The 17,915-nt window shown below is 46.4% G+C and carries 15 protein-coding genes and 3 tRNA genes; 9 read left to right on the forward strand and 9 right to left on the reverse strand.

The genetic code is table 11. From position 1 onward, the window contains the following. Window positions 1-82 precede the first annotated feature (82 nt). The 4 genes from GY683_RS06670 to GY683_RS06685 all read right to left on the reverse strand — a co-directional run bounded on the left by GY683_RS06670 (window position 83) and on the right by GY683_RS06685 (window position 904). Window positions 83-158, reverse strand: a tRNA-His gene (locus GY683_RS06670). Between the two features lie 25 nt (window positions 159-183). Beyond that, window positions 184-260, reverse strand: a tRNA-Arg gene (locus tag GY683_RS06675). A 78-nt stretch (window positions 261-338) separates the two neighbouring features. After that, window positions 339-415: transfer RNA gene (locus GY683_RS06680), tRNA-Pro, on the reverse strand. A gap of 171 nt (window positions 416-586) precedes the next feature. Then, window positions 587-904 (reverse strand): rhodanese-like domain-containing protein, encoded by a 318-nt coding sequence (locus GY683_RS06685; RefSeq protein ID WP_297287998.1) that lies wholly within the window; start codon window positions 902-904, stop codon window positions 587-589. A 198-nt stretch (window positions 905-1,102) separates the two neighbouring features. On the opposite strand from GY683_RS06685, the gene GY683_RS06690 reads away from it, so the two are divergent. The 9 genes from GY683_RS06690 to sppA all read left to right on the forward strand — a co-directional run bounded on the left by GY683_RS06690 (window position 1,103) and on the right by sppA (window position 11,535). Then, window positions 1,103-1,678 (forward strand): DNA-3-methyladenine glycosylase I, encoded by a 576-nt coding sequence (locus GY683_RS06690; RefSeq protein WP_297287999.1) that lies wholly within the window; start codon window positions 1,103-1,105, stop codon window positions 1,676-1,678. A 35-nt stretch (window positions 1,679-1,713) separates the two neighbouring features. Beyond that, entirely contained in the window at window positions 1,714-2,697 is a 984-nt protein-coding gene (locus tag GY683_RS06695) for a DUF4105 domain-containing protein (protein ID WP_297288000.1), read from the forward strand. Between the two features lie 101 nt (window positions 2,698-2,798). Further along, window positions 2,799-4,427 (forward strand): CTP synthase, encoded by a 1,629-nt coding sequence (locus tag GY683_RS06700; protein ID WP_297288001.1) that lies wholly within the window; start codon window positions 2,799-2,801, stop codon window positions 4,425-4,427. 94 nt (window positions 4,428-4,521) lie between these two features. Beyond that, window positions 4,522-5,385 carry a 3-deoxy-8-phosphooctulonate synthase gene (gene kdsA, locus GY683_RS06705; protein ID WP_297288002.1) on the forward strand — a complete coding sequence of 288 codons (864 nt, stop codon included), beginning with the start codon at window positions 4,522-4,524 and terminating at the stop codon, window positions 5,383-5,385. A gap of 35 nt (window positions 5,386-5,420) precedes the next feature. After that, window positions 5,421-6,737 carry a phosphopyruvate hydratase gene (gene eno / locus GY683_RS06710; RefSeq protein ID WP_046696276.1) on the forward strand — a complete coding sequence of 439 codons (1,317 nt, stop codon included), beginning with the start codon at window positions 5,421-5,423 and terminating at the stop codon, window positions 6,735-6,737. An 11-nt stretch (window positions 6,738-6,748) separates the two neighbouring features. Then, window positions 6,749-7,186: a septum formation initiator family protein gene (locus GY683_RS06715; RefSeq protein ID WP_297288003.1), complete on the forward strand. Its 438-nt coding sequence runs from the start codon at window positions 6,749-6,751 to the stop codon at window positions 7,184-7,186. Between the two features lie 69 nt (window positions 7,187-7,255). Continuing rightward, a complete protein-coding gene (gene ispD / locus GY683_RS06720) occupies window positions 7,256-7,987 on the forward strand; it encodes a 2-C-methyl-D-erythritol 4-phosphate cytidylyltransferase (RefSeq protein ID WP_297288004.1) in 732 nt (243 codons plus the stop codon). Between the two features lie 15 nt (window positions 7,988-8,002). Continuing rightward, entirely contained in the window at window positions 8,003-10,423 is a 2,421-nt protein-coding gene (locus GY683_RS06725) for a ComEC/Rec2 family competence protein (protein WP_297288005.1), read from the forward strand. A 71-nt stretch (window positions 10,424-10,494) separates the two neighbouring features. Further along, a complete protein-coding gene (sppA, locus tag GY683_RS06730; protein WP_297288006.1) occupies window positions 10,495-11,535 on the forward strand; it encodes a signal peptide peptidase SppA in 1,041 nt (346 codons plus the stop codon). Window positions 11,536-11,587: 52 nt separating this feature from the next. Here sppA and GY683_RS06735 read toward each other — a convergent pair whose 3' ends face one another. The 5 genes from GY683_RS06735 to mrcB form a co-directional block, all read right to left on the reverse strand. After that, window positions 11,588-11,893 (reverse strand): CopG family transcriptional regulator, encoded by a 306-nt coding sequence (locus GY683_RS06735; protein ID WP_297288007.1) that lies wholly within the window; start codon window positions 11,891-11,893, stop codon window positions 11,588-11,590. Between the two features lie 176 nt (window positions 11,894-12,069). Next, window positions 12,070-13,668 (reverse strand): bifunctional phosphoribosylaminoimidazolecarboxamide formyltransferase/IMP cyclohydrolase, encoded by a 1,599-nt coding sequence (gene purH, locus GY683_RS06740; protein ID WP_297288010.1) that lies wholly within the window; start codon window positions 13,666-13,668, stop codon window positions 12,070-12,072. A gap of 209 nt (window positions 13,669-13,877) precedes the next feature. Next, complete coding sequence (locus GY683_RS06745; RefSeq protein WP_297288008.1) at window positions 13,878-14,123, reverse strand: helix-turn-helix domain-containing protein; 246 nt, start codon at window positions 14,121-14,123, stop codon at window positions 13,878-13,880. A 357-nt stretch (window positions 14,124-14,480) separates the two neighbouring features. Then, on the reverse strand, window positions 14,481-15,404 hold the full coding sequence (gene prmA, locus GY683_RS06750) for a 50S ribosomal protein L11 methyltransferase (RefSeq protein ID WP_297288009.1): 924 nt from the start codon (window positions 15,402-15,404) through the stop codon (window positions 14,481-14,483). 97 nt (window positions 15,405-15,501) lie between these two features. Beyond that, complete coding sequence (mrcB, locus tag GY683_RS06755) at window positions 15,502-17,904, reverse strand: penicillin-binding protein 1B (protein ID WP_297288011.1); 2,403 nt, start codon at window positions 17,902-17,904, stop codon at window positions 15,502-15,504. Between the last annotated feature and the right edge of the window lie 11 nt (window positions 17,905-17,915).

The raw sequence follows: 17,915 nt of genomic DNA on the forward strand, positions 1-17,915 counted from the left end.
AAAATTTTAGTAAAATTTGATCCTTTGGTATATGCAGAATATATAAATACAAAAACCCGCTATAAAAGCGGGCTTTGAAATATGGGGTGAGTAATGGGACTTGAACCCACGACAACCGGAATCACAATCCGGGGCTCTACCAACTGAGCTATACCCACCATAACTAAAAATAAAACAGGCAAATGGCGCGCCTGGCAGGATTCGAACCTGCGACCACCTGCTTAGAAGGCAGATGCTCTATCCAACTGAGCTACAGGCGCTCGAGTGGCTTAATGTTAGCAATTTTCCGTAGAAAAATCAAATACTACTAACAAAAAAAGCCGTTAAGGCTTTAAATATGGTCGGAGTGGAGGGATTCGAACCCCCGACCCTCTGGTCCCAAACCAGATGCGCTACCAAGCTGCGCTACACTCCGAATTACTTAGGTTTGACTGATTATTCATCAGTGTCTGCCGTCGTTGTGGTGCGTATAATACAGTCAAGTTATGAATGTGTCAATCAAAATTTTTAAAAAAATCATAAAAAATTCATAAGTATTTGAATTTTAATAATTTTTAAATCATCAAGATTGACACCTTGATTGACATCAAGATTCGTTGGCCTCGCTGATGATGGTCATGCCGAGGGCTTGGGCTCCTCGTGTACCACCTGTGATGTGAATAATGTTGCGTGTCGGGTCGATTTCGTTAAGTAGAGTGCAGGCGCGCTCGGCTTTGGTTCCACCACCGCACAGCACATAGACATCACCTGTCGTACTCTCCAATAGCGCTCGATCTAAAGTTTCGAGCGGTTGGTTCTGGGCGTATTCGATGTGACCTGCCTTATAATTGGCTTCATCGCGCACGTCATAGATGGTCTTGTCGGCAGAGGGTGTGAAGTCTTTGATGGCAAGCTGGGTAATCATAAATCATCCTAAAATATAACATAATCCCTTTATCTTAAGGCTTTATTACTTATTTTGCAAATAAAGAATGATTGGCAATCTGTGACGCTCTGGCTTCATTAAGTTGATAAATGGCTCATTTGCAGATTTGGTGATCAAAAGTCTCAGCGTTTATTCCTAAAAAATCGTATAATGTGACTTTGTCAGACAAATCAGCATATGAATCAAATTATAAAACGCTGCGCTTGGTGTAGCGATGATCCAATTTATCAAGCCTATCATGATCATGAATGGGGCGTGCCTTGTCATGATGATGATCAGCTATTCGCCATGCTGTGCTTAGAGGGAATGCAAGCAGGGCTTAGTTGGATTACAATCTTAAAGAAGCGCGAGGCTTATTATGAGGCTTTTGATGGCTTTGATGCTGCGAAGATTGTCCAATACGACAATCAAAAAGTTGATGAATTGATGAATAACGACGGCATTATCCGTCATCGGCTAAAGATCGAAGCGATCATCAACAATGCTAAAGCTTATCTTAAAATCAAACAAAATCAATCATTTAATGATTATGTCTGGGGTATTGTGGCAGGTCATCAATCTAATACCCCGCTGATAAATCACCCCAAAGACATCAATGACATACCAACACAAACGCAGGCAAGCCAAGCGCTGTCTAAGCAGCTAAAAAAAGACGGCTTTAAATTCGTCGGCCCAACCATTTGTTATGCTTATATGCAGGCATGTGGCATGGTCGATGATCATGTGATAGACTGCACATACAAAAGGAAGTAATGATGAGAGTTTGGACGATGGTTTGGGCTTTATTGATGGTAGTGATCACAGGGCTGGCATGCTTGGCGCTTTGGGTTCATTTGCCGTTTGGGGTGTGGACATACGTGCTGATCGGACTTTTGGGCTGTTCGGTATTTTCGATCGTCTTAACGAAGTTTACCTCATTATCTGTACCCAGTTGGTTGGCTGCTGCGGTGGTGTGTTCGGTGTTGTCGGTCTTTGTGTGGATTGGGATGATGAAGCCGAGCCATGAGCGGAACTGGAACCCTGAAGTTCAGCACATTGTTGATTATAGCCAAGATTCTACCAATCCTAATCTCATCACCGTGCATAATGTGCGTAACTTTCGTTGGCGAAGCGAGACGGATTACGATGTAGATTGGCAGACTCGAACCTATGATTTAAATCAGCTTGAGACGATGGATTTGGTGCTCTCGATCTGGGGTAATGAGAATATTGCACATACTTTGGTGACTTTTGGCTTTGCTGATGGGCAGCGGCTTGCATTCTCGGTGGAGATTCGTAAAGAAGTGGGTGAGTCATTTTCTAATATCGGCGGGTTTTTTCGGCAGTTTGAGCTTTCTGTGATTGCCGCCGACGAAAAAGACATCATCTTTACCCGATCTAACATGCGCCACGAATCGGTGTATCTGTATCCTTTGACCTATGATAAACAAAAAATGAGAGCACTGTTCATGATCTATCTACAAAAAGGTCGTGAGCTTAACCAACAGCCTGAATGGTACCAAACCATCACAAGTAACTGCACGACCGTGATTTATCAGTTGGTTCGCATGATTGATGCGGATGCCAAGCTGCTGCCTTTTGATTATCGGGTGCTGGTGTCTGGCAGATTGCCAAGTTATCTGATTGAATTGGGTGTGATTAGACCTAGATACGACCCCGCTGAATGGAAAAAAATCGCCCACATTAACCCAAAAGTTGCCATGCATGAAGATGCCAATGCCATCACAAGCGAGCAATTTTCCAAAAAGATACGCGAAAATCTGCCAAGATGATGGTTTTGCATTTCTGTAAAAAGAAAAAATTTCGTTCGCCCCCTATATTTTTTATGTAAATTTTAGTAAAATTCGGTTTTACCAGTAAATGATGAATTATTATGACTAAATTTATCTTTGTAACTGGCGGTGTGGTATCCTCATTGGGTAAAGGTATCACTGCCGCTTCTCTTGCTGCTGTCTTGGAAGCCCGTGGTCTAAAAGTTACCATGACCAAGATGGATCCATATATTAACGTTGACCCAGGCACGATGAGTCCGTTCCAGCACGGTGAGGTTTTTGTGACCGAAGACGGTGCGGAGACCGATCTTGACTTGGGTTATTATGAACGTTTCTTGCGTCATTCTAAGATGAGCAAGGTCAATAACTTCACCTCAGGCCGCGTCTATCAGACGGTACTTGCCAAAGAGCGTCGTGGTGACTATCTGGGTGGTACAGTTCAAGTTATTCCTCACATTACCGATGAAATCAAAAGCCGTGTTCGCGCATCGGGCGAGGGCTTTGACATTGCCATCGTTGAGATTGGCGGTACAGTTGGTGATATTGAGAGCTTACCATTCATGGAGGCGATTCGCCAGCTTCAAGTTGAGCTTGGGCATAATAATTCAATGCTCATGCATTTGACGCTGCTGCCATACATCAAATCTGCCAGCGAACTTAAAACCAAGCCGACCCAGCATTCTGTTAAAGAGCTATTGTCCATCGGTATTCAACCTGATATTTTGGTTTGTCGTACTGAGCACGATGTCGATGCTGATACTAAGCGTAAGATTGCGTTATTTACTAACGTTCCAGAGCGCGCTGTCATCGTATGTAAAGATGCGCGTAGCATCTATGAAATCCCGCGTAACTTCTACGAGCAGGATCTTGATGACTTGGTTTGTGAGCGTTTTGGCTTTGATGTGCCTGAAGCGGATCTGTCTGATTGGGATAAGGTCATCGAAGGTCTATTCACCGCAGAAGGTGAGATCGTCGTGGCGATGGTCGGCAAATATGTCGAGCTGCCTGACGCCTATAAGTCTGTCAATGAGGCCTTGCTACACGCCGGCATCCATAATAAAACAAAAGTAAAAATTCACTACATCGACGCTGAGAAATTAGAAACTCAAGATCATCTGATGGATGAGCTAAAATCATGCGATGCAGTGTTGGTTCCTGGTGGATTTGGCGAGCGCGGTACTCTTGGTAAGATGATGGCGATTCAATACGCCCGCGAGAACAAGAAGCCTTATTTGGGCATTTGTCTAGGCATGCAGCTTGCCGTGATCGAATTTGCGCGCAATGTGCTAGGACTGCAGGCGAACTCTACCGAGTTTGACCGCAAAGCTGCTGACCCGATCATTGGACTTATCACAGAGTGGTTCGATGAGAAGGGTGAATTACAGATTCGTTCTGACGATAGTGATTTGGGTGGTACGATGCGTCTGGGTGCACAAGAAGCTCAGCTTGTGGCAGGTACGAAGCTTGCCAAGATCTATGGTGCGACCACCATCACTGAGCGCCATCGTCATCGCTATGAGATGAACAACCGCTATATCGAACCGTTAGAGAATGCAGGCATGAAGATCTCTGGCTACTCTGCTAAGCAGCATTTGGTTGAGTCGGTTGAAATCAGTGATCATCCTTGGTTCGTGGCGGTGCAGTATCACCCAGAATTTACCAGTTCGCCGCGTGGCGGACATCCGCTGTTTAATAGCTTTATTAAAGCAGCGATTGATGTGAAAGGCTAATTCATAAAGCACATCAAGACGCTTGGTGTGCTTTTTATTCATAAAGTTTGATTTGGGTGGATCGCATCCAAAGAGACTCATAAAGGATAATGTTATGACGCAATCATTAACTGCGCCATTGTCGCATATTAATGTGGCGGGCATCGAGATCGGTAATGACAAACCGTTTGTGCTGTTTGGTGGCATGAACGTACTTGAGAGCCGCGAGCTTGCCTTTGAAATCGCTGAGAGCTACATTGACATCTGCACGCGCCTGAACATCGGTTATGTGTTTAAGGCCAGCTTTGATAAGGCGAACCGCTCAAGCTTATTTTCGTTCCGCGGCCCAAGTCTTGAAACTGGTCTAACTTGGCTTAATGACATCAAAGAAAAATACGGTGTGCCCATCATCACAGACGTGCATGAGCCTTATCAAGCAGCGCCAGTAGCAAAAGTGGCTGACATCATTCAACTGCCTGCTTTTTTGAGTCGTCAAACCGACCTTGTCAATGCCATGGCAAAAACAGGCGCAGTCATCAATGTCAAAAAAGCGCAATTCCTAGCACCGCATGAGATGCGCCACATCATCAATAAATGCCTAGAAGCTGGCAATGATAAGGTTATCCTGTGTGAGCGTGGCACATCATTCGGTTATAATAATTTGGTAGTGGACATGCTTGGCTTTGATACGATGAAGGCCATGAATGTACCTGTGTTCTTTGATGTAACTCATGCCTTGCAAGAGCCGGGTGCGCGTGCTGACAGCGCGGGCGGTCGCCGCCATCAAATCACCACGCTTGCCAGGGCGGGTATGGCTACAGGACTTGCCGGTTTGTTCTTGGAAGCGCACCCAGACCCTGATCATGCCAAATGCGATGGCCCATGCGCGTTAAGACTGTCACAGCTTGAGCCATTCTTGACGCAGTTAAAGCAGCTCGATGATCTGGTAAAAGGCTTTGCTGTATTAGACACTCATTAATTTTGTAGATTTATTCACCAAAAAAGGATACTTTTATGTACGCTGAAACTACTGACAATGCTGTTGAAATTAAAGACATCATCGCCCGTGAAATCTTAGATTCACGTGGTAACCCAACCATCGAAGCCGATGTAATCTTGGCAAATGGTGTGTGCGGCCGTGCAGCTGCACCATCTGGCGCTTCAACGGGTTCTCGTGAAGCATTGGAGCTGCGCGATGGCGACAAATCTCGCTACCTAGGCAAAGGTGTTAAAAAAGCAGTGTCAAACGTAAACAGCCAAATTCGCACTGCACTATTAGACAAAGACGTTACCAACCAAAACGAGCTGGATAAAATCCTGATCGATCTAGATGGTACTGAGAACAAAGGTAATCTGGGTGCGAACGCTACTTTGGCGGTGTCTTTGGCTGCAGCACGTGCCGCAGCGATCGCCAAAAACCTACCACTGCATCAGTACATCGCCAACCTACGTGGTCAGACTTCTCTTACCATGCCTGTGCCGATGATGAACATCCTAAATGGTGGCGCGCACGCAGATAATACGGTTGATATCCAAGAATTCATGATCGAGCCTGTTGGTTTTAACAGCTTCTCAGAGAGCTTGCGTGCAGGTACAGAAATTTTCCACAGTCTAAAATCTGTCCTAAAATCACAAGGTCTTAACACTGCTGTTGGCGATGAGGGTGGTTTTGCACCGAACCTACGGTCAAACGAAGAAGCGATCACTGTCATCATGCAAGCCATTGAACAAGCAGGCTATAAGGCAGGTCAGGACATCTATTTGGCGCTTGACTGTGCATCATCAGAATTTTATAAGAACGGTCAGTACATCCTAGAGGGTGAGGGCAATAAAGCATTCACCAGCGAAGGTTTTGCTGATTATTTAGCATCTTTGGTACGTCAATACCCAATCATCTCAATCGAGGATGGTCTGGATGAGAGCGACTGGGATGGTTGGGCGTATCTGACCAAGCAGTTAGGTGACAAAGTTCAGCTGGTGGGTGATGACCTGTTTGTCACCAATCCAAAAATTCTGCGTGAAGGCATTGATAAGAACATCGCTAATGCCATCTTGATCAAATTCAACCAGATCGGTACACTAACCGAGACACTAGATGCGATCTATCTGGCTAAAGAAAACGGCTATGCGACTGTAATTAGCCATCGCTCAGGTGAAACTGAAGATTCTACCATTGCTGACCTAGCAGTAGGTACAGCGGCTGGTCAGATCAAGACAGGTTCGCTATGCCGTTCTGACCGCGTGGCAAAATACAACCAACTACTACGCATCGAACAACAAGTAACGGCAGCATTCCGCGGTCGTGAAGAGTTCATCGGTCTGCGCGGTTGATCGGGGCGAGCGTGGCAAGTCCTGTAACCAAAAAATCAACACACATCATCACGCCACCAAAAGGGCTTGGCGTGATGGGTTATGTGTGCTTGATCGCTTTTGCTGTCATCGTACTTGCGCTTTTGCAGCAGCAGTATTGGCATGGTGAGAATGGTCGTGCCAATCTGAATAATCTTAATGCTCAGATCGCCAAGCAAACTGATTTTAACACCGAGCAGGCTTATACCAATAATCTGCTGCGTGCTGATGTTCGTGATCTAAAGACGCAATCATCTGCAATCGAAGAGCACGCGCGACTTGATTTGGGTTTAATTAAGCCGGGCGAGACTTTCTATCAGATGTCAAATGCGCCGATTACTTATAGTCGGCAAATGGCAACGAGCAATGAGGCAGATGCTGTTGAACCTGTCGAAGGGTTGATCAAAGAAAGTGGCGAGCCATCGCGATAACAGACATAAGATTGGTGAAAGCCAATCTTATTTTTTAACTTTTTAATTTCTTGATAATAAGTACCATCAATGTCAAATCATCAATCGCATCACCATCCTAAGATTCACGCCTTGATCGTGGCAGCTGGTAAGGGTTCACGTTTTGGGGCGGCAGTGCCTAAGCAATATCTGCGTTTGGCGGACAGAACTGTCTTAGAAGAAAGCATCGAAAGACTCAATGTAGATGGTATTGATGATCTGACGCTGGTACTGGCAGGCGGTGATGAGTATGCATCGGAGCTGGATTTTGAATTTAGTCACCCAATCCGTCATGCGGTAGGTGGTGCTGAACGTTGGCAGTCGGTGCATTCAGGTGTGCAAGCAATACGAGAGCATGGCGGCCTGGATGATGACTGGGTGGTGATCCATGATGCGGCGCGCCCTTGTCTGCCCAAGGTGGATTTGGCACGGTTGTTGGATACTCTTGAAAGTACATCGCATGATGGCGTAATTTTGGCAACACCTGTGGTGGACACACTAAAGCTAGCTACAAATGAGCAGGATATTATCAAGACAGTCGATAGATCGGGCCTGTGGCAAGCTCAGACACCTCAAGCTTTCCGCTTAAATAAGCTTGAGTGGGTACTATCACAGATCGCCAAAGACAATCTGATGATCACAGATGAGGCGAGTGGCTTTGAGATGTTGGGGCTTGGAGTGCAAATCGTTCAAGGATCTAAGCTTAACATGAAGCTTACCTATGCTGAGGATTTGTCTTTGATGGAATTGATATTACAAAACTTCATCAAAAATGAATGCTAGAAGATTGATCGGCTCATGCCAAGTTTAATGAGTGTTATCGTCATAGGGTTGGTGCTTGGTGTGCTGGCATTGATGCCAAAAATCATGTTTGGCGATACTCTTGAGGCTTGGTTGACTTCGCCTTTATCTCTTGGGTGGTTGTCTTTTGGTCTGGTGTTCATTGCGCTTATGGCTGTGTGGGTGCAGCGATATAGACGCATTTCTAGAGCGTTGATTATCTGCACATGCGGTCTGGTGATTGGGCTACTCTTTGTACTGCGTTCAATGAAGGCGTATGTGCAGTTTGAACAGCATACCATCACTCAAAGCCATACCGTCACCGCCATCGCACATGTTAGCGAGATTAGCGACAGCATCTATGATCTTTTGTCGGATTCTGCTTATCGGCAAAAGGTAACCATCACAGACATCAGGTCTGCCAACCATCTACAATCCACTAATACGGCAATATCCGCCAATCCATTCGGCGAGATATCTGAGTCAGTCGCATCTGATGCCATTGAATTGCCTGACAGCATGAATGTACTTCTTAGTGCCTCACCAAGACATCATCAAAATAACCCCACCTTAGAGCAATTAAATAACCTTATCCCAAACACCACCGCGAAGCTTACATTGCTCATTGAGCCAATAAGTACACAAAAGAGCGCAAGCGGCTTTGACAGCAATGTATGGCTACGAACTCGGGACATTCATGCCACTGCACGCGTGCTGTCTGTGGATCAGATCGAATCGGCTGATGATCATCGCATCAGTACAAGGCTGCAAGGATTAAGGCAGCGATTGCGTGCACATTTTTATGAAGATTGGCATGATTACGACATCTCTAATCAACAAGCAAAGGCGGTAACTTTAAGTCTGCTGACAGGTGACAGATCGCTCATCAGCAGGCAAACCAAGGATTTGTATCAACTGGCGGGCATATCGCATTTATTGGCGATATCAGGCATGCATGTGTTATTTTTGGCATTGATGCTGGCGGGGCTGACTTCTTGGCTGCTGGATAAATTCCCTAAGGTGTATGAGGTTGTATCTCGCAAGCAGATTCGCCTTATGATCATGGTGGCAGCGAGTTTGATTTACGCCATCTTTACAGGTTTTGATGTGCCTGCGGTGCGAACCGTGTATATGCTTGGGGCGGTGGCTTTGGCTAGGTACTTTGTGCTGCCAGTGTCAAATTTGTCCTTGCTGTTTATTGTTGCGCTGATCATGACGTGGCTTGATCCTTATGTGTTATGGCAGGCGGGATTTTGGTTGTCTTTCGCGGCGGTGCTTTTATTGATGAGATATGAAAGCACGCCCATTCAAGAAGTATCTGCTGCAGCGAAGATTTGGCAAAAGGCTAAGAATGTCGCTGCTTTGCAGTTATGGCTATTCATTGGGATGTTGCCTGTTTCGATATTGTTTTTTGGCAAGATATCGCTGTGGAGTGTGGCGGTAAATTTATTTGCCATTGGTCTGTTTGGCTCAATCATCTTGCCGATAAATCTCCTGGCAGGCGTGATTTATGCGATTTCGCCAAGCCTTGCCGATGGACTGTGGTCGCTTAGTTCTTGGATATTATTAAAGCTTCATACTGCGCTTGAATTTGGCTTGGTGGGCGATTCTTGGCTGTATGTGCCATTTGGGATGGCAGGCTTGGTGCTTGCTGTCTTGGCGATATTACCCATGCTGTCAAAGGCGCTGCCTAAGAGTGCCGCCATCGTACCTTTATCAGTGCTACTAATGCTGTCGATGAACGGGAATTTTTATACGCCTAAGGATGCCAAGCCCACCGCTAAAGTCATCAAAACTGACAATCAAGCCTTACAAGCTGTGCTCATTCAGCATCAATCTCATTCGTGGCTACTATTGGCAGACTTTGGCATTAAGTCATTGCCCGATGGGCAAATTGATGTGCTCATTGATGAATTAAAACGTCTGGGCGTAAGAAATCTGACTGGCGTTGTTGCGCAGAATTCTGGTCAAACGCTTACTAAGTTGACCGCTGCCATTCATGCGAGTCTGCCCATAGAGCGCTATTGGCGCGCAGGACAAGGCGGGCTAAAGCTTGCCAATGTCATTGATGAGCCATGTCAAGCCGGCCACATCCATCAATATGACGGCGTGAGCATTCGCATGCTGACAGGTTGGCAACAGATTAATGATGCGAATGTTTGGGATTGTACGATTGAGATAAGTAGCGATATGGGCTTTGAGATTGATCGATCAATGGAGGCTGAGAGCGATGAGATACTGCCTGGTGATACCAAACAGATCATCATTAATGCAGCGACTCATGAAGATGTATGGCATCTATGGCGACTGCTATGTGCAGACATGGATATCATGCCTAGGCCTGAGACTGGCGCGTCTTTATGGCTGTCGCACGCATTTGCTAAGGATGACGCTGACGTGGTGGGTGATTTTGAAGCGGTTCTATGGCAGGTGAGATAGTGGGTTTGGCTATCATATTTGGATTTTTTCGGTTACAATAGATCTATTTGAAGTAAAACATAGGACATCACATGGCTTGGCCACCAAATCCTCATAAAAACCAAACTCCAGCTCAGCAAGAGCCCATCAACCCATCAAATGCCTCGCAGCCAAACTCGCCCGAATGGCGACTCATCGAAAAAACGATGATGGCGAGCATTGATGAGCAGCGCCGCGCACGTCGTTGGAGTATTTTCTTTAAATTATTAACGTTCGCCTATGTGGTGTTCTTCGTGCTCATGCTGGGCCGAAGCTGCACACCAACTCAAACCAAAGGCGCGTCACTTGGCATCAGTGAGCCGCATTTGGCGGTGGTGGATGTGCGCGGTGCGATTACGGCTGATGGCGAGACGAGCGCGCACCACATCAATAGCGCATTGACAGAGGCATTCGAGAACACGCATGCCAAGGCAGTTGTGCTTGCCATCAACTCGCCAGGTGGTTCACCTGTGCAGTCTGATGAAGTGTGGCAGATGGCGATGGATCTAAAACAAGAGTATCCTGATAAGAAGCTGTATGCGGTGATTGGCGATACGGGTGCATCAGGTGCGTATTACATCGCATCGGCAGCGGACGAGATTTGGGTGAATCCATCAAGCTTGGTTGGCTCAATTGGTGTTATCATGTCAAGCTACAACATCGAGCAGCTGCTTGATAAGATGGGCGTGCAGGACCATACCATGACTGCAGGCGAGTATAAGGACATCCTGTCCATGTCGCGTCCGATGAATGAGATCGAACGTGCGCACGTCCAAAAGTTGCTTGACACCACTCATCAAAACTTCATCGATGCAGTCAAAAAAGGTCGCGGCGATAAACTAAAAAATGCCGAGCAAAATCAAATCTTTACAGGGCTATTCTGGACGGGAAAAGAGTCTGTTGAGCTGGGATTGGCTGATAAGATTGGCGGCATGTCGCAATTGGAGAAAGAACTCAAGCTAGAACAGGTGAATTATAGCTACGTCGATCCTGTGAAGCAGTTCTTTGATCGCTTTGGTGTACAGATGGGTAAAGGTCTGGGGCAGGGCGTTAAGATTGCAATGAGTGATGAGGCGAATCCAAGCCTAAAATAATATCAACCCAATAAAAAACACACCTAGGTTTTAGGTGTGTTTTTTATTGGGATTAATTATCCAAATCGCAGCTTTTATTAACATCTGCCAAGGCCTCATCGATGATTTTTTGGCTGACGCCTTTTTTGCGTAGTTTTTCGATGAATAGCACGTCATCAGACAGGCTATAGTTGCAGTTATCTCGGTCTAGGCCTTGGCGGATATAAAGGCGAATCAGACCTTGGATTCTATTAAAACCATGTGCTCCAGCGGTGTCTTCAAGATGTGAGATAATCTCTTCAGATAGGCGCAGATGAATGGGGCGCATGATGACTTCAGGATGATTAGAAAATTTGTTTTTGATTTTTGGGGAAATCATGGTTGCTACCTTGCCAAAATTTAAAGAGTATTGTACCACAGAAGTGGTAAAAAAATAAAACAAAAGTTGTAGAAAGCTTCAGTGATTTTTATGATTGTGTTAAGCATATGACTTTGATTTTTATGATTTTTTATAGAAAATACGCACCGATGTGGTGCGTATTTTGGGTCTTGGTATTAGTGACGGAAGTGGCGCATGCCTGTGAACACCATGGCGATGCCGTGCTCGTTGGCAGCGGCGATGGTCTCTTCATCACGCATAGAGCCGCCGGGTTGAATGATGCATTTGATGCCAGCGGCGGCGGCATTGTCAATGCCGTCACGGAATGGGAAGAAGGCATCTGATGCCATGACAGCACCTTCAACCACTAGGCCTGCGTGTTCTGCCTTGATGGCAGCGATACGAGCAGAGTTTACACGGCTCATCTGACCTGCGCCGATGCCGATGGTTTGACGATTCTTGGCGTAAACGATGGCGTTAGATTTAACGTATTTTGCGACCTTCCAAGCAAAGATCAGATCATCAAGCTCAGCTTCGGTCGGTGCGCGCTCAGTCACGACGCGAAGATCGCTCTTAGTGATCATGCCTAAGTCTTGGTCTTGAACTAACAGACCACCATTAACGCGCTTATAATCTAGCTGTGTGGCGCGCTCTTCTGGGTTTGGTAGATCGCCGCAGACCAGTACGCGAACATTCTTCTTCGTGCCCGTTACTTCTAGCACACCATCTTCGATGCTTGGCGCGATGATGACTTCAACAAATTGACGCTCAACAATGGCACGTGCTGTCTCAACATCAAGCGGACGGTTAAAGGCAATGATGCCACCAAATGCTGATTCTGGGTCGGTGGCATAAGCCAAGTTATACGCATCCAAGATGCCATCTAGTGAGACTGACACACCACAAGGGTTGGCGTGCTTGACGATTACACAGGCAGGCTTAGTGAATGATTTTACGCATTCTAGAGCAGCATCGGTGTCAGCGATGTTGTTATAAGACAGCTCTTTGCCTTGTAATTGGCGAGCGGTCGCAACAGAAGCTTCCTGTGCGCCGTGCTCTACATAGAATGCGGCTTTTTGGTGTGGGTTTTCGCCATAACGCAGGTCTTGTGATTTGGCAAGCTGTACGTTAAAGGTGCGAGCAAAATCAGTTGTTGGGGTGGAGTCTTCACTTGGTGCTGTGGCAGCATCATTTAGACGTGCACCAAAGAATGAAGCGATCATGCCGTCATAATGCGCGGTATGTTCGAAAGCCTTTACCGCCAAATCAAAACGCGTGGCATAGCTGATGTCGCCTGCGGTTTGGATTTCGTTCAGTACGCGTGCATAGTCTGCTGGGTTGGTGATGATGCCAACGTGTGCATGGTTCTTGGCGGCAGAGCGTACCATGGCAGGGCCGCCGATGTCGATGTTCTCGATGGCGTCGGACATTTTTACGTCAGATTTGGCGACGGTGGCTGCGAACGGATATAGATTCACCGCGACGATGTCAATGCGATCAATGCCGTGTTCACTCATGATGTCATCATCGATGCCGCGACGACCTAGGATGCCACCGTGGATTTTTGGGTGTAGGGTTTTGACGCGGCCATCCATCATCTCGCTAAAGCCAGTGTGTGCTGAGACTTCGGTCGCTGCCACGCCAGATTCTGTTAATAGCTTAAATGTGCCACCAGTTGATAAAATTCCAAAACCCGAATCTACCAAGCCTTTGGCAAATTCAACAATACCCGCCTTGTCCGAAACTGACAATAAGGCAAAACGCTTAACACTCATAATACCCCCAATGCGCATGACTGCGACTGTATGAACAATAAATAAAATATAAGCCAAATGCACAAAAGAGCGACTCCATGATGACATGAAGCGCTCTTGTCAAAAGCCGTTGTCATGATAGCAGTTTTGGCGTTTTTTATAAAGGGGTGGAGGGGAGTTTTGTGTGGAATTTTGCCATTATTGCAGGCGAAATTGTACAGATCGATGAATTACAGCAGTCCGTGCGCTTTTAATTTGCTGCGCAGGGTACCGCGGTTTAAACCAAGGAGCTTGGCGGTTTTTGATTGGTTGCCGCGAGTGTGCTTGAGCGTCGCGATCAATAGCGGACGCTCAAGTTCAGCCAAGAATACTTGATAGATGTCATTGGCGTCCTTGTCAGCGGTGGCTAGATATTGCTCGACCGCTTGCTCAATGTGTGTCGATAGTGGGGTGGGACTAATGTTTTGGTCAATCATGGGAATCTCGAAATATAAAATCTAAACTGGATAAATGAATTTTCGACCACAAATCGCAAGCTGCGATTAAAAACAAGTCTAAATATTTAAATGTTGCGTAAATATTAACAAAAGATTGCTGAAATTGTTAACGGTTTTATGTTATGCAGTGTAATAAAAATGTAATTGTATAATGATTAAAAATCATACAACTTAATTCGATGAGATAAATAAATCTTATGAAAGATAATGACTTATCACTGCATTGGATGAATTTTGAACAAAAGTGAATATTTGCAAAACGATACAATCATTCATAAAAAATCGGCTTTTAATCAATAAGACTAAAAGCCGATGTGTCAAATGACCGAAAGCCGATTATTTCTTAATGCCTGAAAGACGATGCCAGTGGTGATCGTCTTTATTGTCATAATGATAAGCGGAATCTAATTCAAAATAAGGCGCATAAGCATCGATGACGCTTTGGGTTTGATTCTCGATCAGTCCTGCTAGTACGATTGAACCACCGTCTTTTAGTAGGGTGCTAAATAGTGGCGCAAATTCAATGAGTGGCTTGGCTAGGATGTTCGCTGTGATGGTGTCAGCTTTGAGTTCATGCGCGCGTTGATATTCGCTAAATTCTTCGGGCAAGAACACTTTTAGGCGGTCGGATACGTTATTTAGGGCGGCGTTTTGACGTGTCGCGAGAATGGCCTGAGGGTCAATGTCCACTGCCAATACTTCTTTTGCGCCTAGCAGTAATGCCGCCACGCCCAGCACGCCTGAGCCACAACCATAGTCGATGACGACTTTGTCTTTTAGATTCTGAGCTGACAGCCAGTCTAGACATAGGCGAGTCGTGGCGTGATAGCCGGTACCAAAGGCAAGACCGGGGTCTAGAATAAGGTTCGTCGCGGTAGGATCAGGCGCGTCTAGCCACTCAGGGACGATCCATAGATTGCCTTCGCATTTGACAGGCTTATAATGCGCCATCCACTCACGAGACCAGTCTTTATCATCAAGGCGCGTCGTCCAAAATCGGCTTGCGCCCACTTGTGCGGCGATGTCATTAGCAAGCACCTCAAAATCCGTGCCATCGAATCGATCATCAGAGTTGGTGTCGTAGATGGCCGTCAAGATCACCTCGCCCCACAGCGGTTCCTCGCCAGGCAATGGCTCAAATAATGGCTCATCGCCCGCGTCTTCTAGAAGTATGGAAACCGCATCGCTCTCATAGAATAAAGCCTCAGCGAATTCAACTTTATCTTTTGGACATTGTAGGTGTATGTGCTGCCACGACATAAAATAGCCTTATGTTATCAATTAGAATAAACGCATTATAACAAATTTTATCAATCACTTAAAAACTTTTAAAATTGAATAGCTCTGTCGTTAGGCGTTATTGATAAAATGGCTCGGGTGTGGGTGACTCTTCGGTGTTAGGCGTATAGAATTCTTCATCAGAAGGCATGGGTTCTTCGATGATATAATCATCCTCGATGTAGTCTTCTTCCATATTCACCAGCTCATCACCCAGTGCGTCGATGCGCTCTTGTAGGGTGACATTGTAGCGTATGTTCGCGGCGCAGCTGCCGTATTCTTGTGGCATGAATTCACGAATCACAGGCGCCCATATCGCACCTTGACAGCCTTGATGGGACAGCAGTCCTGTGCCGTTATCCAGCCACGTCCATTCGATATCTGCAGGCAGTGGCAGCTCAACGGGCGTGTGATTGAGCGGCTGCATGAATGCCCGCCAAATGGGAAGCGCGCCTGAGCTTCCGGTAAGCCCGATGGGCTTATTATCATCACGTCCAATCCAGACTACGGACACATAGTTACCGCTATAACCTGCAAACCAAGCATCGCGCCCATCATTCGTTGTGCCGGTCTTGCCGGCCAGATTAAGAGATGAATTAAAGTTGCCTGCGCGTGCCGTACCGTGAGTGAAGACTTTTTGCATGGCGTAATTGGTCAGATAGGTTGCCTTGGGCGATAGGCGAATCTGAGCTCGGCTGTCGCTGTTTTGAAGGACTTTTCCTTTATCATCAATCACGCTTTTGATGGTATGAATGGGGGCGCTGACCCCGCCAGTGGCGAAAGTCTGATAGATGCTAAGAACTTGCATGGGTGACATATCCACCGCGCCCAACAGCACTGAAGGGTAGTTGGGAATTTGATCGCTGACACCCAGCATCTGCAGCTGACGATGAAAAATCGGCAAACCAAACTCCATGCCAACATTGACCGCAGCTTGGTTGTAGGACTGAGCCAGTGCGGTGGTAATTGGTGTTGCGCCATGTGAGACATTGCTGTAGTTCTTGGGTGTCCAAGTCTGATTGCCGATGGTATAAGTCAGCGGGCTGTCATCAACGCTACTGGCTAGATTGTAACGACCTGACTGCAGGGCGGTGAGATAGATGATGGGTTTTAAGAGCGAGCCGACTTGTCGCTTAGCATCGATGGCGCGGTTGAATCCTGTAAAATCAGCACTACTACCAACAATGGCAACCACCTCGCCCGTAGCAGGGTTGGCGCTGATGAGCGCACCTTGTAGATTGGATTTTTTGTTATTTTTGATGGCGTTATCGGCGGCGCGCTGGGCGAGCGGATCTAGAGTTGAGATGATTCGCAGACCGCGGTTTTGTAGGTCTTCTTCTCTATAATAAGCCTTCAATTCGCGCTGAATCGCATCAAAAAAATCAGGAAAACGGCTCTTGGCGATGGTTGGAGTCTTGACCACGTCGAGCGGTTTTTGGGTGGCGCTGTCGTATTCTTCTTGGCTGATTTTGCCTGTGACGAGCATGTTATGCAGCACGGTATTACGACGGTCTTTGGCGCGCTCTGGATGCTTTCGTGGATTGTAGTAGCTTGAGCCTTTGGCGATGCCGACCAATAGCGCATACTGATCGAGGCGAAGCTCTGCCAAGGGCTTATTAAAATAAAACTGTGATGCAATACCAAAGCCATTTACCGAGCGATTGCCATTTTGACCAAGGTTGATCTCGTTCAGATAGGCGAGGAGGATCTCATCTTTGCCATAATGCAGCTCAAGAAGCAGCGCCATTAGGGCTTCATTGGCCTTACGCTTTAGGTTGCGATCAGAATTTAGGTAGAAATTTTTGATCAGCTGCTGTGTGATCGTTGAACCACCTTGACGTGTACCGCCTGTGACATTAGAGAGTAGCGCGCGCGCAGTACCACGCACGGATACGCCGTGATGCTCATAAAAGTTACGATCTTCGGTCGCGATGAGTGCATTCACCAGGTGCTTTGGTACATTGTCCTTGGTGAGTAGAATGCGATCTTCATTATTCTCAGGGTAGATGCCGCCGACATTTACCGGCTCTAGACGCAGTGCTGTTCGTTGGGTAGGCTGACTGGTCTGCAGGCGGGCGATTTTGCCATCGGAGAATAATACCTTGATGGTCTGCTTGGGTTCGACATCGCCATCTCCATAATTAAAACCACGCGTGTAGATGGTGTAGGTGTTGCCTGATTTTTGGTAGCTGCCTTGGGTGTTTTTGCCTTGACTGTAGTTAAGTAGTTTTAGCCATGACTCTAGATCATCTGCCTTGACAGGGGCGTTCGGATATAATTCTAGCGGGCGTGAATAGACAGTGGCAGGGATGTCCCAGCGGCGATTTTCAAATTTATTGATGATGGTATTATTCAGATAAAATGCATATAAACCCAGCAAAATCATCGCTGCGACAATGATAATAAGCAGGATAAAACCAATGATTGAGCCTTGTTGTTGTTTTGGGGATTGGCCTGTAAATTGATCAAAGGACTTCGTCATAAATTGACCTT

The organism is Moraxella sp., from assembly GCF_024227015.1.
Classification (GTDB): Bacteria; Pseudomonadota; Gammaproteobacteria; order Pseudomonadales; family Moraxellaceae; genus Moraxella.

What these genes read in the sequence shown, in the direction of transcription:
- eno (WP_046696276.1), top strand. Translation starts at nt 5,421, where the DNA reads ATGTACGCTGAAACTACTGACAATGCTGTTGAAATTAAAGACATCATC.
- GY683_RS06685 (WP_297287998.1), bottom strand. Translation starts at nt 904, where the DNA reads ATGATTACCCAGCTTGCCATCAAAGACTTCACACCCTCTGCCGACAAG.
- GY683_RS06700 (WP_297288001.1), top strand. Translation starts at nt 2,799, where the DNA reads ATGACTAAATTTATCTTTGTAACTGGCGGTGTGGTATCCTCATTGGGT.
- purH (WP_297288010.1), bottom strand. Translation starts at nt 13,668, where the DNA reads ATGAGTGTTAAGCGTTTTGCCTTATTGTCAGTTTCGGACAAGGCGGGT.
- ispD (WP_297288004.1), top strand. Translation starts at nt 7,256, where the DNA reads ATGTCAAATCATCAATCGCATCACCATCCTAAGATTCACGCCTTGATC.
- GY683_RS06725 (WP_297288005.1), top strand. Translation starts at nt 8,003, where the DNA reads ATGCCAAGTTTAATGAGTGTTATCGTCATAGGGTTGGTGCTTGGTGTG.
- sppA (WP_297288006.1), top strand. Translation starts at nt 10,495, where the DNA reads ATGGCTTGGCCACCAAATCCTCATAAAAACCAAACTCCAGCTCAGCAA.
- kdsA (WP_297288002.1), top strand. Translation starts at nt 4,522, where the DNA reads ATGACGCAATCATTAACTGCGCCATTGTCGCATATTAATGTGGCGGGC.
- GY683_RS06690 (WP_297287999.1), top strand. Translation starts at nt 1,103, where the DNA reads ATGAATCAAATTATAAAACGCTGCGCTTGGTGTAGCGATGATCCAATT.
- prmA (WP_297288009.1), bottom strand. Translation starts at nt 15,404, where the DNA reads ATGTCGTGGCAGCACATACACCTACAATGTCCAAAAGATAAAGTTGAA.
- GY683_RS06695 (WP_297288000.1), top strand. Translation starts at nt 1,714, where the DNA reads ATGGTAGTGATCACAGGGCTGGCATGCTTGGCGCTTTGGGTTCATTTG.
- GY683_RS06745 (WP_297288008.1), bottom strand. Translation starts at nt 14,123, where the DNA reads ATGATTGACCAAAACATTAGTCCCACCCCACTATCGACACACATTGAG.
- GY683_RS06735 (WP_297288007.1), bottom strand. Translation starts at nt 11,893, where the DNA reads ATGATTTCCCCAAAAATCAAAAACAAATTTTCTAATCATCCTGAAGTC.
- mrcB (WP_297288011.1), bottom strand. Translation starts at nt 17,904, where the DNA reads ATGACGAAGTCCTTTGATCAATTTACAGGCCAATCCCCAAAACAACAA.